The 14,593-nt window shown below is 71.0% G+C and carries 14 protein-coding genes; 5 read left to right on the top strand and 9 right to left on the bottom strand.

What is annotated here, in order from left to right; translation table 11 throughout:
* Positions 1 to 70: 70 nt before the first annotated feature.
* A complete protein-coding gene (locus ACFQPS_RS02755) occupies positions 71 to 523 on the top strand; it encodes a glyoxalase superfamily protein (protein ID WP_377356245.1) in 453 nt (150 codons plus the stop codon).
* 290 nt (positions 524 to 813) lie between these two features.
* Here ACFQPS_RS02755 and gltA read toward each other — a convergent pair whose 3' ends face one another.
* The gene (gltA, locus tag ACFQPS_RS02750; RefSeq protein ID WP_377356243.1) at positions 814 to 2,142 is read right to left on the bottom strand and encodes a citrate synthase; all 1,329 of its coding nucleotides are present in this window, start codon (positions 2,140 to 2,142) and stop codon (positions 814 to 816) included.
* Positions 2,143 to 2,246: 104 nt separating this feature from the next.
* On the bottom strand, positions 2,247 to 3,653 hold the full coding sequence (gene gltX, locus ACFQPS_RS02745; RefSeq protein ID WP_377356241.1) for a glutamate--tRNA ligase: 1,407 nt from the start codon (positions 3,651 to 3,653) through the stop codon (positions 2,247 to 2,249).
* An 88-nt stretch (positions 3,654 to 3,741) separates the two neighbouring features.
* Between gltX and ACFQPS_RS02740 the strand changes: the two genes are divergently transcribed.
* Positions 3,742 to 5,913 carry a ComEC/Rec2 family competence protein gene (locus ACFQPS_RS02740; protein ID WP_377356239.1) on the top strand — a complete coding sequence of 724 codons (2,172 nt, stop codon included), beginning with the start codon at positions 3,742 to 3,744 and terminating at the stop codon, positions 5,911 to 5,913.
* 15 nt (positions 5,914 to 5,928) lie between these two features.
* Here ACFQPS_RS02740 and lexA read toward each other — a convergent pair whose 3' ends face one another.
* The 6 genes from lexA to ACFQPS_RS02710 form a co-directional block, all read right to left on the bottom strand.
* Positions 5,929 to 6,642 (bottom strand): transcriptional repressor LexA, encoded by a 714-nt coding sequence (lexA, locus tag ACFQPS_RS02735; protein WP_377356237.1) that lies wholly within the window; start codon positions 6,640 to 6,642, stop codon positions 5,929 to 5,931.
* Between the two features lie 142 nt (positions 6,643 to 6,784).
* Entirely contained in the window at positions 6,785 to 7,987 is a 1,203-nt protein-coding gene (locus ACFQPS_RS02730; protein WP_377356236.1) for a molybdopterin molybdotransferase MoeA, read from the bottom strand.
* Positions 7,984 to 8,493 carry a cyclic pyranopterin monophosphate synthase MoaC gene (gene moaC / locus ACFQPS_RS02725; RefSeq protein WP_377356234.1) on the bottom strand — a complete coding sequence of 170 codons (510 nt, stop codon included), beginning with the start codon at positions 8,491 to 8,493 and terminating at the stop codon, positions 7,984 to 7,986. The genes ACFQPS_RS02730 and moaC overlap by 4 nt, the downstream gene beginning before the upstream one ends.
* Before the next feature lie 4 nt (positions 8,494 to 8,497).
* Positions 8,498 to 9,310 (bottom strand): indole-3-glycerol phosphate synthase TrpC, encoded by an 813-nt coding sequence (gene trpC, locus ACFQPS_RS02720; RefSeq protein WP_377356232.1) that lies wholly within the window; start codon positions 9,308 to 9,310, stop codon positions 8,498 to 8,500.
* Positions 9,307 to 10,359: an anthranilate phosphoribosyltransferase gene (trpD, locus tag ACFQPS_RS02715; RefSeq protein WP_377356230.1), complete on the bottom strand. Its 1,053-nt coding sequence runs from the start codon at positions 10,357 to 10,359 to the stop codon at positions 9,307 to 9,309. Before trpD ends, trpC begins: the two co-directional genes overlap by 4 nt.
* An 11-nt stretch (positions 10,360 to 10,370) precedes the next feature.
* Positions 10,371 to 10,985 (bottom strand): anthranilate synthase component II, encoded by a 615-nt coding sequence (locus ACFQPS_RS02710; RefSeq protein ID WP_377356228.1) that lies wholly within the window; start codon positions 10,983 to 10,985, stop codon positions 10,371 to 10,373.
* A 105-nt stretch (positions 10,986 to 11,090) separates the two neighbouring features.
* Here ACFQPS_RS02710 and cueR point away from each other — a divergent pair, with 105 nt between their 5' ends.
* The 3 genes from cueR to ACFQPS_RS02695 all read left to right on the top strand — a co-directional run bounded on the left by cueR (position 11,091) and on the right by ACFQPS_RS02695 (position 12,991).
* Positions 11,091 to 11,492, top strand: coding sequence for a Cu(I)-responsive transcriptional regulator (cueR, locus tag ACFQPS_RS02705; RefSeq protein WP_377356226.1), 402 nt, complete (start codon positions 11,091 to 11,093; stop codon positions 11,490 to 11,492).
* Positions 11,493 to 11,609: 117 nt separating this feature from the next.
* A complete protein-coding gene (locus ACFQPS_RS02700; RefSeq protein WP_377356224.1) occupies positions 11,610 to 12,704 on the top strand; it encodes a divergent polysaccharide deacetylase family protein in 1,095 nt (364 codons plus the stop codon).
* Positions 12,705 to 12,787: 83 nt separating this feature from the next.
* Positions 12,788 to 12,991, top strand: a complete 204-nt coding sequence (locus ACFQPS_RS02695; protein WP_377356223.1) for a heavy-metal-associated domain-containing protein — start codon at positions 12,788 to 12,790, stop codon at positions 12,989 to 12,991.
* Between the two features lie 68 nt (positions 12,992 to 13,059).
* Here ACFQPS_RS02695 and trpE read toward each other — a convergent pair whose 3' ends face one another.
* Complete coding sequence (gene trpE, locus ACFQPS_RS02690; RefSeq protein ID WP_377356221.1) at positions 13,060 to 14,589, bottom strand: anthranilate synthase component I; 1,530 nt, start codon at positions 14,587 to 14,589, stop codon at positions 13,060 to 13,062.
* Between the last annotated feature and the right edge of the window lie 4 nt (positions 14,590 to 14,593).

Below are 14,593 nucleotides of genomic sequence, written 5' to 3'. Positions count from 1 at the left end.
TAGGCTCAAGAATTCGTGATACTGTCCCTTGCAGATGAGGCTGGCCGGTCATGCGTCGGGAGTCCTCGCCATGCAAGTGACCTTCGGACGAAGCACCCCGATCCTCCGCGTGTCCGACATGGGCCGCGCGGTGGCCTACTACACCGATGTCCTCGGCTTCCGGCAGAACTGGGGGGACAGCATCTTCTCAGAACTGTCCAGAGGAGAGACGAACATCATGCTGGCTCACGGCGACCAGGGCCGTGGGAAAGCGTGGCTCTATGTCGGCGTCAATGACGTTGACGCCCTGCGCGACGAGATCGCTCCCAAGGGCGGCGTCATCCGGCAGGGACCGAGCAATTATCCCTGGGGCGCGCGGGAACTGCACGTCGAGGACCTGGACGGGAATGTTCTCCGCTTCGGCTCCGGGGCCACGGATGAGCCGTTCGGGCCATGGCTGGATGAGAACGGGATACGCTGGGACTATGGCGCCGACGGCTGTTGGCGGCGTTCGGACCAGGCTCCCCCGGGACCAGACGCTTGAGGACCTTCATGCGCCCAGGATCAAGGCATGCGCCCAGGATCAAGGAACCCCCGCTTCGCCCGGCCCTGACAGAACCCCGATCCTAACTCAGCGCGTAGACCGCCCAGGCCAGGGCGGACAGGAGGGCGGCCGCGATCAGGGCCCGCCGGACACGGCGCGCCAGGGGCACGGGGTTGTCGTTCGCCGCGAGAACCCGGCGGCTGCGGACCTCGTGCCGGGAAAGGATGGACGCAGACGGCGGACGGGCGGTCCGTGGGGGACCGCCCGGGCCGTGGGGGGAGTTCGCCCGCTCAACCACGCTCGTCCAGCGGCACGTAATGCCGCATCGTGGCGCCGGTGTAGAGCTGGCGCGGCCGGCCGATCTTCTGGACCGGGTCCTCGATCATTTCTTTCCACTGGCTGATCCAGCCGACGGTGCGCGCCAGCGCGAACAGCACGGTGAACATGCTGGTCGGGAAGCCGATGGCCTTCAGGATGATGCCCGAATAGAAGTCCACGTTCGGGTAGAGCTTCTTCTCGACGAAGTACTCATCCTGCAAGGCGATCCGCTCCAGCTCGACGGCGATCTCCAGCAGCGGGTCGTCCTTGATGCCGAGGGTCTGCAACACCTCATTGCAGGTGCGCTGCATCACCTTGGCGCGCGGATCATAGTTCTTGTAGACGCGGTGGCCGAAGCCCATCAGGCGGAAGCTGTCGCTCTTGTCCTTCGCCCGGCGGACGAATTCGGGGATGCGGTCCTTGTGGCCGATCTCCTGCAACATCTCCAGAACGGCCTCGTTGGCACCGCCATGGGCCGGGCCCCAGAGAGAGGCGATACCGGCGGCGATGCAGGCGAAGGGGTTGGCGCCGGAGGAACCGGCCAGCCGCACCGTGGAGGTGGAGGCGTTCTGCTCGTGGTCGGCGTGCAGGATGAAGATGCGGTCCATCGCCTTGGCGATGACGGGATCGACCTTGTACGGTTCGCACGGAACCGCGAAGTTCATGTGCAGGAAATTCTCCGCGTAGTCCAGGTCGTTCCGCGGATAGATGAAGGGCTGGCCGATCGAATATTTATAGGCCATCGCGGCGATGGTCGGCATCTTGGCGATCAGCCGGTGCGACGCGATCATCCGCTGCTGCGGGTCCTCGATGTCGAGGGAGTCGTGATAGAAGGCCGAGAGGGCACCGACGACACCGCACATGATGGCCATCGGGTGTGCGTCGCGGCGGAAACCGCGGAAGAAGTTCGAAAGCTGCTCATGGACCATCGTGTGCCGGGTGATGGTGAGTTCGAACTTCTGCTTCTGTTCGTGGTTCGGCAGTTCGCCGTGCAGAAGGAGGTAGCAGACCTCCATGTAATCACTGTGTTCGGCCAGTTCCTCGATCGGATAGCCGCGGTGCAGCAAAATCCCGTTGTCGCCATCGATATAGGTGATCTTCGACTCGCAGCTTCCCGTCGAAGTGAAGCCCGGGTCGTAAGTGAAACACCCGGTCTCGGCATAGAGCTTGCGGATGTCGATTACGGCGGGGCCGGTCGTTCCATGATGGATCGGCAATGTGAAGGTTCTGCCGGTCCTGTTGTCGGTCAGTGTGACCGTATCCGACTTGGTGCCATCTCCCGCCCTAGTCGCCTGGCTCATTGCGGCTTGTCCTTGATCTTCGTGTGGGGCCGGGCCCCGTTGATCTGGCTAAACAACCCGAGTTTAGTGCTCCGCAGCATGGATGGCAACGCGACGGCACCATTTCACCCGGCCTTCCGGGCGTCATCTATACGTTCGAGTGTCTCCGTCCGGCCGAGGACTTCCGCCACCTCGAAGATCGGCGGCGAGACGGTCGAGCCGGTCAGCGCCGCGCGCAGCGGCTGGGCCACCTTGCCGAGTTTCAATCCGGTACGCTCCGCGAAGTCGCGCACGGCCTGCTCCAGCGCCGCACCGGTCCAGTCGCCCAGGCCGGAGAAGAGCGCGTGCAGCTCGCCGAGCTGGGCCTTCGTCTCCACCGTCAACAGCGCAGCGGCCTTGTCGTCCATCGCCAGCGGTCGCGTGGCGAACAGGAAAAGGCAGCCGTCGGCCAGTTCGACCAGGGTCTTCACGCGCGGCTTGAAGCCCGGCATGGCCGCGAGCAGACGGGCGCGCTCGGACTCGGTGAGCGGACGGCCCAGCCGCTTCTCCACCATCGGCACGACCAGCGCCACCAGCCGCGCATCGTCGCTCTGCCGGATGTAGTGGCCGTTCAGATTGTCCAGCTTGGCGAAGTCCAGCCGCGAGGGAGAGCGGCCGATGCCGTCGAGATTGAACCAGGATTTCGCCTGGTCGGTCGAGATGATCTCGTCGTCGCCATGGCTCCAGCCGAGCCGGAGCAGGTAGTTGCGCATGGTCTCCGGCAGGTAGCCCATGTCGCGGTAGGCATCAACGCCCAGGGCGCCGTGCCGCTTCGACAGCTTCGCCCCGTCCGGCCCGTGGATCAGCGGGACATGGGCGTATTCCGGCGGCGTCCAGCCCATGGCGGCATAGATCTGGAGCTGGCGGAAGGTGTTGGTCAGGTGGTCGTCGCCGCGCACCACATGGGTCACGCCCATGTCGTAATCGTCCACCACCACGGCCAGCAGGTAGGTGGGCGTGCCGTCGGAGCGCAGCAGGATCATGTCGTCGAGCTGCGCGTTCTGCACCCGCACCTCGCCCTGGACATGGTCGCGCACCACCGTCTCGCCCTCCTGCGGGGCCTTGAGGCGGATCACCGGGTTCACGCCCGCCGGCGCTTCCGACGGATCGCGGTCGCGCCAGCGCCCGTCATAGCGCATCGGCAGCCCCTGACGGCGCTGCTCCTCCTTCATCGCCTCCAGTTCCTCCGGCGAGGCGTAGCAGCGGTAGGCCATGCCCCGGCGCAGCATTTCATGCGCGACCTCGGCGTGGCGGTCCTTGCGCTCGAACTGGCTGATCGGATCGCCGTCCCATTCCAGGCCCAGCCAGTCCAGACCGTCCAGGATGGCGTCCACGGCGGCCTGGGTGGAGCGGGCGCGGTCGGTATCCTCGATCCGCAGCAGGAACTTGCCGCCGTGACCGCGGGCGTACAGCCAGTTGAACAGGGCCGTGCGGGCACCGCCGATATGGAGAAAGCCGGTCGGAGAGGGCGCGAAGCGCGTGACGATGGTCATGACGACGCAATTTTCCAGAATGGTGCTAGGATGCTGGGCGGTGGTGTAGCACAGCGGAAACGAAGATGCATCCCGACGGGGCCCGCGCGTGACCGGCTGGACCGATGCACCGGACGCGGACGCCCTGGACGCGGATACCCTGGACGGGGACGGGTACGACCCGCCGGCAGCGCCTCCCGGACGGGTCCGCACCCTGATTGCCGCCGTCCGCGCCCCGTTCCTGGAGGAGCGTGACCGCTGGGTGCTCTGGCTTCCGGTCGGGCTGTCCGCGGGAATCCTGGTCTATTTCGCCCTGCCGACGGAGCCGCCCGGCTGGCTCGGCGCGGCACTCCTGCCTGCGCTGGGGCTTTTCGTCGTGCTGTCGCGCCGGCGCTGGCCTGGCAGCGGCGCGGCCCTGCTGCCCACCGTGCTCCTGATCCTCGTGGCGGGCTTCGCCGCGGCGCAGGTCAGGACCTGGAGCGTCGCCGCCCCCGTGCTGGCCCATGAGACGCGGGCGGCGCGGGTGGAGGGGCGCGTCGTCGGCATCGACCGGCTGGAGGAGGGGCTCCGGGTCACGCTCGCCGACGTGACGGTCGGGCGGCTGCCGGTGGCGGAGACTCCGGCGCGGGTCCGCCTCCGGCTGAAGAAGGGGGATGTGGCTCCGGCGGCGGGGGCGCGCATCGGTCTGCTGGCCGTGCTGCGGCCGCCGCCCGACGCACCGGAGCCGGGCGCCTACGACTTCCGGCGACATGCCTACTTTCTGCGCCTGGGCGCGGTCGGCTTCGCCCTGTCCGCGGCGGAGCCGCTGCCGGCCCCGCCTCCCGACGGATGGGCGGCCGTGCAGGCCGGGCTTGAGCGGCTGCGCCAGGGGATCGCCGAGCGGGTCGAGGCCCGCCTTGACGGTGCCGCGGGTGCCGTGGCGACGGCGCTGCTGAACGGTGAGCCCACCGCCATCCCCGAGTCCGACCTGGAGGCGATGCGGGTGTCGGGGCTCCAGCACCTGCTCTCCATCTCCGGTCTGCATATCGGGCTGGTGGCGGGGCTGGTCTTCTTCACCCTGCGCGCGCTGCTGGCCCTGGTCGAGCCGCTGGCGCTGCGCCGGCCGATCAAGAAATGGGCGGCGGTGGCGGCCCTCGCGGCCGCGCTGGGCTACACGGTGCTGGTCGGCGCCCCGGTGCCGACGGTGCGCTCGGCCCTGATGACGGGACTGATGCTGCTGGCCGTGCTCGTCGACCGTTCCCCCTTCTCGCTGCGGGTGGTGGCCTTCGCCGCCACGGTGGTGCTGCTCTGGCAGCCGGAGGCGTTGCTCGGTCCCAGTTTCCAGATGTCGTTCGGGGCCGTGATCGCGCTGGTCTCCGCCTATGAGGCCGCCGGACCGACGCTGCGCGACTGGCACGCGCAGGCGGGGCCGGTCCGGCGCACCCTGCTGTATGTCGGGGGACTGGCGCTGACCTCCCTGGTCGCTGGCACGGCGACGACGCCCTTCGGGCTCTACCACTTCCAGCAGGGAGCCAATTACGGGTTGCTGGCCAACCTGCTGGCCGTTCCTGTCACCTCCTTCTGGGTCATGCCCTGGGGGCTCCTGGTCTATTGCCTGATGCCCTTCGGGCTGGACGGATGGGCGGTGGAGGCCATGGGGATGGGCGTGCAGGCCATCCTCTGGACAGCGCATGCCGTGGCCGGGCTGCCGGGCGCGGTCCTGCACGTTCCGGCCGCGCCGGCGGCGGCCCTGCTGCTGTTCGTCATCGGCGGGGTGTGGCTGGCGCTGTGGCGGCGCTCCTGGCGTTTCCTCGGGCTCGTGCCCATGGGGCTTGCCGTCGCGCTCGCCGCGATGGCGGCGCGGCCCGACCTCCGGGTCACCTCCAGCGGCAAGCTGGTCGGCATCCGGGCGGCCGACGGATCGCTCCTCGTCTCCACCGGCCGGGCCGCCCGTTTCGAGGCGGAGGTCTGGTGGCGCCGCGACGGCGGCACGGACGCGCCGCCGCGCTGGCCGAAGGCAGGCTCGGCGGACGGGCGGCTGGCCTGCGACCCGCTGGTCTGCCGCTACCGCCTGAACGGGGTGACGGCGGCCATCGTGATGAAGCCGGAAGGGCTGGCGGACGCCTGCACCGGGGCGGATCTGGTCATCACCCGGCTGCGCGCGCTGGGCTGCGACGGTCCCCGGGTAATCGACAGCGCCGCCCTGAGGGAGCGGGGGGCGCACGCCGTCTTCATCGGGCCGGACGGGCGTATCGAGATCCGGACGGGACGGCCGCGGCCCCTGGCACGGCCGTGGAGCTAAGGACGGTCCGGGGCGTCAGTAGCGGCGGATCAGGCCGACCAGCCGGCCCTGGATGCGGACCCGGTCGGCGCCGAAGACGCGCGTCTCATAGGCCGGGTTCGCGGGCTCCAGCGCGATGGAGTTGCCCTTGCGGCGCAGGCGCTTCAGCGTCACCTCGTTGTCGTCCACCAGGGCGACGATGACGGTGCCGTTCTCCGCCGTCTCGCAGCGCTGGATGACGACCGTGTCGCCGTCCAGGATGCCGGCATCGACCATGGAGTCGCCGGCCACCTCGAGCGCGTAGTGCTCACCCGAGGCGAGCAGCCCCGTGGGCACGTCGATGCTGGCGGAGGTATCGCGCAACGCCTCGATCGGCAGGCCGGCGGCGATGCGGCCGTAGAGCGGCAGACTGACGGCCTCCGCATCGCCGCGGGCTTCCCGGCCGGGCAGGGCGCCGCGGAAGTCGCCGCGGATGACATTGGGGCGGAACCGCACCGGCTCCTCCGTCCGCGGGGCGACCCGCAGCGGCGCGGGCTGCTCCGGCAGGCGGAGCACCTCCAGCGCGCGGGCGCGGTGGGGCAGGCGGCGGATGAAGCCCCGTTCCTCCAGTCCCGTGATCAGGCGGTGGATGCCGGACTTGGACTTCAGGCCCAGCGCGTCCTTCATCTCGTCGAAGGAGGGGGACACGCCACCGTCCTTCAGCCGGTCATGGATGAAGAGGAGCAGTTCCTGTTGCTTCCGCGTCAGCATATCGCCCCCTGTTCTTGTCTGACCACAACATATGGGAACATTACCGGAACGTCAAGTGGACGTTCTAGTTTGGTTCCGGTTGAGCGTCAAGCATTCCCGCCGCCGCACGTCCACCGCAGGTCCGCGAAGCGCCCGGAACCGCTCAGAAACCGTCCAGCGGAATGATCTCGACCTCGGTGCCGGCGGGGGCCGTGGGCGCGAGTGGCGGGCGCACGATCAGGCAACCGGCCGCCGCCAGGGCGGAGAGCATGGAACTGTCCTGCTTCGGAAAGGCGCGGGCCAGCAGGCTGCCGTCCGCGGCCCGCTCCAGCCCGGCGCGCAGATAGTCCTGGCGGCGGTCGTTGGCGGCCAGCGGCGTCGCCAGCCGGGCCCGCAGGGCGGGGCCGTCGTCCGGAGGCAACCCTTGGAGCGCGCGCAGCAATGGCCGCAGGAAGACCAGGGCGCAGACCAGGGTCGAGACCGGATTGCCCGGCAGGCCCAGCACCGGAACCTCGCCCACCCGGCCGGACAGCAGCGGCTTGCCCGGCCGCATGGCGACCTTCCAGAAGTCGAGCCGTGTCCCCGGCGCGGCCAGCGCCTGCCGCATCAGGTCGTGCTCCCCGACGGAGGCGCCCCCCGTCGTCACCAGCAGGTCGCAGCCCGCCGCTGCGGCGAGATGGCCGGCAAGGGCGGCGGGATCGTCCGGGGCGATGCCGAGGCTGACGGGCAGGCCGCCCTCCCGCTCGACCAGGGCGGCCAGGGCCAGCCCGTTGGAGCTGACGATGCAGCCCGGCCCCACCGGATCGCCCGGCATCACCACCTCGTCGCCCGTGGCGAGGATCGCCACCCGCGGGCGCCGCCGAACTGCCAGCCAGGGGACGTTCATGGCGGCGGCCAGGGCCAGGTCGCGCACCGTCAGCCGGCGATCGGCGGCCAGCCCGATCTCTCCCGCACGGAAGTCCAGCCCCGCGGGCCGCACCCAGCGGCCCCGTCCGCCGCTCTCGCGCACGGTGACGGCGCCACCGGCCTCGTCGCAGTCCTCCTGCAAGACGACCGTGTCCGCTCCCGCCGGCAGCACCGCGCCGGTGAAGATCCGCACCGCCTCGCCCGGCCCGACCGTGCCGGCGAAGGGGCGACCCGCCGGAGCCTCCCCGATCCGGCGCAGGGTCGCGGGCAGGGGGGCGAGGTCCACCGCCCGCACGGCCCAGCCGTCCATGGCCGAGACATCGGCCGGCGGCTGGGTCAGGCGGGCCGCCACGTCCGCCGCCAGCACCCGCCCCAGGGCCTGCCCGATCCCGACCATCTCGGACGGCAGCGGAGCGACACCGTCCAGGATGCGCGCGCGGGCCTCGGCGACGGGGATCATGCCTCGTCCCCGGCCCGGTAGGTTCCGCTCTTGCCGCCCGACTTGTGGAGCAGGCGGATGTCCCCGATGGTCATGCCGCGGTCCACGGCCTTGCACATGTCGTAGAGCGTCAGCGCGGCGACGCTGACCGCGGTCAGCGCCTCCATCTCCACCCCGGTCCGGCCCTTCAGCGCCACCGTCGCCTCGATGCGGACGGCGGAGCGTTCGGGCAGCAGGGTGAAGTCCACCGCCACCCTGGACAAGGCCAGCGGATGGCAGAGCGGGATCAGGTCGGCCGTGCGCTTGGCCGCCATGATGCCGGCGATGCGCGCCACCCCCAGCACGTCGCCCTTGGCGACCTGACCGGACTCGATCAGGGCGAAGGTCTCCGGCCGCATGCTGACCAGGGCCTCGGCCGTCGCCACGCGCTCCGTCTCCGCCTTGGCGGAGACGTCCACCATGGCGGCGTTGCCGTGCGCGTCGAAATGGGTCAGCCGGGGGGCGTCCCCGGGATCGCCGGCGCCCACGGGGTCAGGCCGCGGTGGCCGGGGCGGGGGCAAGCAGGGCGCGGGTGGCGGCCGTCACGTCCGCCTGCCGCATCAGGGACTCGCCGACCAGGAAGCGCCGCGCCCCGACCGCCGCCAGCCGGGCGATGTCGGCCGGCGTGTAGATACCGCTCTCCGCCACCAGCGACCGGCCGGGCGGCACCATGGCGGCCAGCCGCTCCGTCGTCGCCAGATCCACGGCCAGGGTCTTCAGGTTGCGGTTGTTCACGCCCAGCAGGCCGCCCGGCAGGGCCAGCGCCCGTTCCATCTCCGCCTCGTCATGGACTTCGACCAGCACATCCATGCCGTAATGGATGGCGGCGGCGTACAGTTCCGCGGCCTGCGCATCGTCCAGCGCCGCCATGATCAGCAGGATGCAGTCGGCCCCGAGCGCCCGGCTTTCCGTGATCTGGTAGGGCTCCAGCATGAAGTCCTTGCGCAGCGCCGGCAGCGGCACGGCCGCCCGCGCCGCCTCCAGATAGCGGTCGTCGCCCTGGAAATAGGGGATGTCGGTCAGGACCGACAGGCAGGTGGCCCCGCCGGCGAGATAGGCCCGGGCCAGGGCGGGCGGGTCGAAGTCGGGCCGGATCAGCCCCTTGCTGGGGCTCGCCTTCTTGATCTCGGCGATCAGGCCGTGGCGGCCCGCCGCGACCGCGGCATCCAGGGCGCGGGCGAAGCCGCGCGGCGGTGCGGCGGCACGGGCCGCGTCCTCCACCGCCGCGAGGGGACGCTCGCGCCGGCAGCGGGCCACATGCTCCCGCTTGTCGGCGCAGATGCGCGCCAGCACGTCCGCGCTCATGCCTCGACGCTCCCGTTGGTGATGGCGACAAGCCGGTCCAGCGTCGCCATGGCGCGCCCCTCGTCGATACAGCCGGCCGCATGCCGCACCCCGGAGCGGAGGTCGGGCACGGCACCGGCGACGACCAAGGCGCCGGCGGCGTTCAGCAGGACGATGTCGCGGTAGGGGCCGCTGGCCCCGCCCAGGACCGCGCGCAGGGCGGCGGCGTTCGTCTCCGGATCGCCACCGCGCAGGTCGTACAGGCTGGCGCGGGGCAGGCCCGCCTCCTCGGGCGTGACCTCGAAGGTGCGGATGCGGCCGTCGCGCAGTTCCGCCACGAAGGTCGGGCCGGTCGTCGTGATCTCGTCCAGCCCGTCGGAGCCATGCACGACCCAGGCGCTCTCCGACCCCAGGCGCAGCAGGACCTGCGCGATCGGCTCGACCCAGGTGCGGGCATAGACGCCCAGGAGCTGGCGCCTGGCGTGGGCCGGGTTGGACAGGGGCCCCATCAGGTTGAAGATGGTGCGGGTGCCCAGCTCGACCCGCGTCGGGCCGACATTGCGCATGGCGGTGTGGTGGCGCGGCGCCATCATGAAGGCGATGCCGGCGTCCCACAGGGCCTTGTGGACCAGATCGAACTCCGCCTCCACGTTCACGCCCAGGGCGGCCAGCACGTCCGCAGCGCCGGAGCGGGAGGAGATGGCCCGGTTGCCGTGCTTGGCGACAGGGACGCCGCAGCCGGCCACCACCAGGGCGACGGCGGTGGAGATGTTGTAGGTGCCGGCGGCGTCGCCGCCGGTGCCGCAGGTGTCGATCAGCCCCTCGGGCCCCTCCACCGGGACAAGGCGGGAGCGGATGATGCGGGCGGCGCCCGTGATCTCGTCCACCGTCTCGCCGCGGACCCGCAGGGCCATCAGAAAGCCGCCCATCTGGGCCGGCGTGGCGTTGCCGGCCATGATGATGTCGAAGGCGGTCTCGGCCTCGGCCTCGCTGAGCGAGGCGCCCGTGGCCACTTTCGCCAGCAGGCTCTTGAAGTCGGGCGTGTCGCCCGGGGTACGTTCGGCGTTCATCGTTTCCGCGCTCAGGCCGCTTCGCCGGGGACGCGGCTCGGCACGGTGCGGCCGCCGCGGGCGATGTCCAGGAAGTTGTCGAGGATTCTGTGCCCGTGCTCCGAGGCGATGCTCTCGGGATGGAACTGCACGCCGTGGATCGGCAGTTCCCGGTGGGACAGGGCCATGATCATCCCGTCCTCCAGCTCGGCCGTGACCTCCAGACAGGCGGGCAGGGTGGTTCGCTCGACGATCAGGGAATGGTAGCGCGTGGCCTGGAACGGGCTGGGCAGCCCCCGCATCAGCCCGGCGCCCGCATGACGCACGCTGCCCATCTTGCCGTGCATCGGCTCCGGCGCCCGCACCACCTTGCCGCCGAAGGCCTGGCCGATCGCCTGATGACCCAGGCAGACCCCCAGGAGCGGCAGGCGCGCCTGCGCCGCCAGATGGATCATGGGCAGGCAGATGCCGGCCTTGTCCGGGTCGCAGGGCCCGGGCGACAGGACCACCGCCTCCGGCCGCATCGCCAGGGCTTCTTCGGCCGTCAGCGCGTCGTTGCGACGCACCTCGACCTCGGCCCCCAGCTCGCCGAGATAATGGACCAGGTTCCAGGTGAAACTGTCATAGTTGTCGATGAGCAGCAGCATGGTCGGATTCTGCGGAAAAGCCGGGCGCGGGACGCGGGCACGTACCGTACAGCCTGCACCGGGGGATTTCCAGCGCGCGGCCTGTCACGCCGGAAGGGCCGGACGATGAAGATCGGGACCGCAGCCGCACGGTCGGGCGTTCCGGCCCGGACGATCCGCTATTACGAGAGCGCAGGCCTGATCGACGCCGCCGGGCGCCGGCAGAACGGCTACCGCGATTACGACGACACCGATGTCCGCACCCTGCGGTTCATCAGCCGCGCGCGGGCTCTCGGGTTTTCCATGCGGGAGGTGGCCGACCTGCTGGAACTGTGGCGCGACCGGTCGCGCGCCTCCGCCGACGTGCGCGCCCTGGCCCAGCGGCACATGGCGGAGATCGACGGGCGCATCGCGGAACTGCAAAGCCTGCGCCGGACGCTCGGCGATCTGGTAGAACGATGCCAGGGAGACGGGCGGCCCGACTGTCCGATCCTCGACACCCTGTCCGGTTCCCGCTGCCACGACTGAACGACCATGCCCGAGCCTCGGCGTTCCCCCTCCCGCCCGCGTCGGAAGGGGCGCGCGAAACCCGTTCCCCTGTGGCAGAGGCTGCGGCGGTCCCGTTGGGCGCCGGGTCTGGCGGCCATGGCGCTCGTGCTGGTCCTCGGTCTGGTGGTCGGGGTCACCCTGTCACCGCCGCCGCTGCCCGACGGAGTGACGGAGGAGCTGGACGAGTCGGGCATGGCCGAGGCGGTCCCGCCGGAGGAGGGGGAGGCCTTGCGCCCCACCCGTCCCGCACCGCCCCCCGCACCACCCCCGCCCGCACTGCCGCGGACCACAGCAGCACCGGCCGCAGCACCGTCCACCGCGCCGGTCGTACAGCCGGCCCCGGCCCGGCAGGCCGCCGCATCGCCGCCGGCGTCGGCCGTGACACCGGCCCGCCCGCCCGCGGCCCAGGTCGCCCTTCTGCCGCCGCCCGCACCGCCGCGGCCCGATGCGGCACCGGCCCCCGACGGCGTGCCGGCATGGCAGCGCAACGCCGTTCCGGCAGCCCCGGCCGACGGGCGCCCCCGCATCGTCATCGTGATCGACGACATGGGCCTGGACCGCCGGCGCAGCGGACGGGTTGTCTCGCTTCCCGGGCCGCTGACCCTGGCCTGGCTGCCCTATGCCCGCGATCTGCCGGAGCAGACGCGGCAGGCGCACCGGCACGGCCACGAACTGATCGTCCATATGCCGATGGAGCCGGCGGGCGGCGTCGATCCGGGACCGGACGCCCTGCTGGTGCGGCAGAGCCCCGAGGAGATCCTCAGCCGCCTGCGGGCCAATCTGAACGCCTTCAGCGGCTATGTCGGCATCAACAACCACATGGGCAGCCGTTTCACGGCCGATGCCGCCGCCTCGGCCGTCGTGGTCGAGGAACTGGCGCGGCGCGGCCTGCTGGTGCTGGACAGCCGGACCACGGCGGACAGCCGGCTGCGCGACGAGGCGGTGCGCCGGCATGTCCCAAGCGCCAGCCGGGACGTCTTCCTCGACCATGTGCAGACCCCGGCGGCCGTCGCCACGGCGCTGGAGAAGGTCGAGGCGACGGCGCGCCGGCAGGGGCTGGCCATCGCCATCGGCCACCCGCACGATGTGACGACCGAGGCGCTGGCGCGGTGGCTGCCGACGCTGGCCGGCAAGGGGTTCCAGCTCGTCCCGCTCAGCGCCGTGGTGCGGACGGGCCCGCCCGAGTCCTGAGACGTTGTGGGTGCGGGCGCTGTTCCTGCCCGCACCGACCGACCGCTTTCCCAGAAGAGTCCCCGGAAGAGAAGGAGATTTCCATGGCCGCCACCTACCGCGTCGAAGGCATGACCTGCCAGGGCTGCGCCAACTCGGTATCGCGCGCGATCGAGACGCAGACCAGCGCCAGCCGGGCGCTGGTCGACCTGACGGCCGGCACGGTGTCCGTGGAAGGGGCGGCGTCCGAGGCGGAGGTGCGCGCCGCGATCGAGGCTGCCGGGTTCGACTTCAAGGGCGCGGCTTGAAGGGGAAGCGCCCGGGAACGGCGCCGGGTGGGCGGGGCGGGTGACGCATCACCCGCCCGCGTCCCGGTTCAGGCGTCGGCGGTGACGGCCTGACGGTGTTCGGCGGCGAAGCGCATCGCTTCCTCCGCCGCCTTGAACAGCGCCTTCGACTTGTTGACCGTCTCCTGGTACTCGGCCTCGGGATCGCTGTCGGCTACGACCCCGCCGCCGGCCTGGACATACATCATCCCGTCCTTGAGCACCGCGGTGCGCAGGGCGATGCAGGTGTCCATCGTGCCGTTGGCGGCGAAATAGCCGATGCAACCGCCATAGATGCCGCGCCGGGTCTTCTCCAGCTCGTCGATGATCTCCATGGCACGGATCTTCGGCGCGCCGGACACGGTGCCGGCGGGGAAGCCCGCGATCAGCGCGTCGATGGCCGTGAAGGTGGGAGCCACCTGGCCTTCGACGTTGGAGACGATGTGCATGACGTGGCTGTAGTACTCGATGGTGAAGCGTTCCGTGACCTTCACCGTGCCGACCTGCGCCACGCGGCCGACATCGTTGCGGCCGAGGTCCAGCAGCATCAGATGCTCGGCCAGTTCCTTCGGGTCCGACAGCAGGTCGGCGGCCAGTTCCTTGTCCTCGACCGCGTCCTTGCCGCGCCGCCGGGTGCCGGCGATGGGCCGGATCGTTACCGTGTTGTCGCGCAGCCGGACCAGGATCTCCGGGCTGGAGCCGACGACGGAGACATGGCCGAAATCCAGGAAGAACAGGAAGGGTGAGGGGTTCAGTCGGCGCAGCGCGCGGTAGAGCGCAAACGGCGGCAGGCTGAACGGGACCGAGAAGCGCTGGCTCGGCACGACCTGGAAGATGTCGCCGGCCCGGATGTACTCCTTCGCCCGCTCCACCAGCGCATGGTACTCGGCGCGGCTGGTGTTGGAGGCGGGGTCCGGCAGCGGCTGGAGGTCGAGATCCGTCCCCAGTGCCGCGGGCACCGGCCCCTGGAGGTCGGCGACCGCTTCCGCCAGCCGCTCGGTGGCGCGCCGGTAGGCCGTGTCGGCGGAGACACCCTCTTCCCGGCGCACGGGGGTCACGACGGTGATGACGTTCTCGATACCGTCGAAGATCGCCATCACGGTCGGGCGGATGAGGATCGCGTCGTCCAGCCCGAGTTCGTCCGGGTTGGCGTCCGGCAGGCGCTCCATCAGCCGGACCATGTCGTAGCCGAGATAGCCGAACAGGCCCGCCGACATGGGCGGCAGGCTGGCCGGCAGGTCGATCCGGCTTTCCTCCAGAAGGGCTGCCAGCGCCTTCAGCGGCGGTTCGGCACAGGGCTCGAACGCCGCGGGGTCCTCCGCGAAGCGGCGGTTCACCTCGGCGCGGTCGCCCTTGCTGCGCCACATCAGATCCGGCTTCAGGCCGATCAGCGAATAGCGCCCGCGGACCGATCCGCCGGTCACCGATTCCAGCAGGAAGGCATTCGGCCGCCCCCGTGACAGCTTCATCATCGCCGAGACGGGGGTGTCCAGGTCGCTGACCAGACGGGTCCACACGACCTGGGAGGTGCCCTGCCGGTAGGTCCCGGCGAAGACGTCCGCTTCCGGAAAGACGCGCACGGTC

The organism is Rhodocista pekingensis, from assembly GCF_042665545.1.
Lineage (GTDB): Bacteria > Pseudomonadota > Alphaproteobacteria > Azospirillales > Azospirillaceae > Rhodocista > Rhodocista pekingensis.
Note: the sequence above shows the minus strand (reverse complement) of the source record. Positions and strands in the feature narration are given on the sequence as shown.

Excerpts from the sequence above, each read along its gene's own strand:
- ACFQPS_RS02755 (WP_377356245.1), top strand. The coding sequence starts at position 71 with ATGCAAGTGACCTTCGGACGAAGCACCCCGATCCTCCGCGTGTCCGAC.
- gltA (WP_377356243.1), bottom strand. The coding sequence starts at position 2,142 with ATGAGCCAGGCGACTAGGGCGGGAGATGGCACCAAGTCGGATACGGTC.
- trpC (WP_377356232.1), bottom strand. The coding sequence starts at position 9,310 with ATGAGCGCGGACGTGCTGGCGCGCATCTGCGCCGACAAGCGGGAGCAT.
- ACFQPS_RS02710 (WP_377356228.1), bottom strand. The coding sequence starts at position 10,985 with ATGCTGCTGCTCATCGACAACTATGACAGTTTCACCTGGAACCTGGTC.
- ACFQPS_RS02700 (WP_377356224.1), top strand. The coding sequence starts at position 11,610 with ATGGCGCTCGTGCTGGTCCTCGGTCTGGTGGTCGGGGTCACCCTGTCA.
- ACFQPS_RS02730 (WP_377356236.1), bottom strand. The coding sequence starts at position 7,987 with ATGATCCCCGTCGCCGAGGCCCGCGCGCGCATCCTGGACGGTGTCGCT.
- cueR (WP_377356226.1), top strand. The coding sequence starts at position 11,091 with ATGAAGATCGGGACCGCAGCCGCACGGTCGGGCGTTCCGGCCCGGACG.
- lexA (WP_377356237.1), bottom strand. The coding sequence starts at position 6,642 with ATGCTGACGCGGAAGCAACAGGAACTGCTCCTCTTCATCCATGACCGG.
- trpD (WP_377356230.1), bottom strand. The coding sequence starts at position 10,359 with ATGAACGCCGAACGTACCCCGGGCGACACGCCCGACTTCAAGAGCCTG.
- ACFQPS_RS02695 (WP_377356223.1), top strand. The coding sequence starts at position 12,788 with ATGGCCGCCACCTACCGCGTCGAAGGCATGACCTGCCAGGGCTGCGCC.
- gltX (WP_377356241.1), bottom strand. The coding sequence starts at position 3,653 with ATGACCATCGTCACGCGCTTCGCGCCCTCTCCGACCGGCTTTCTCCAT.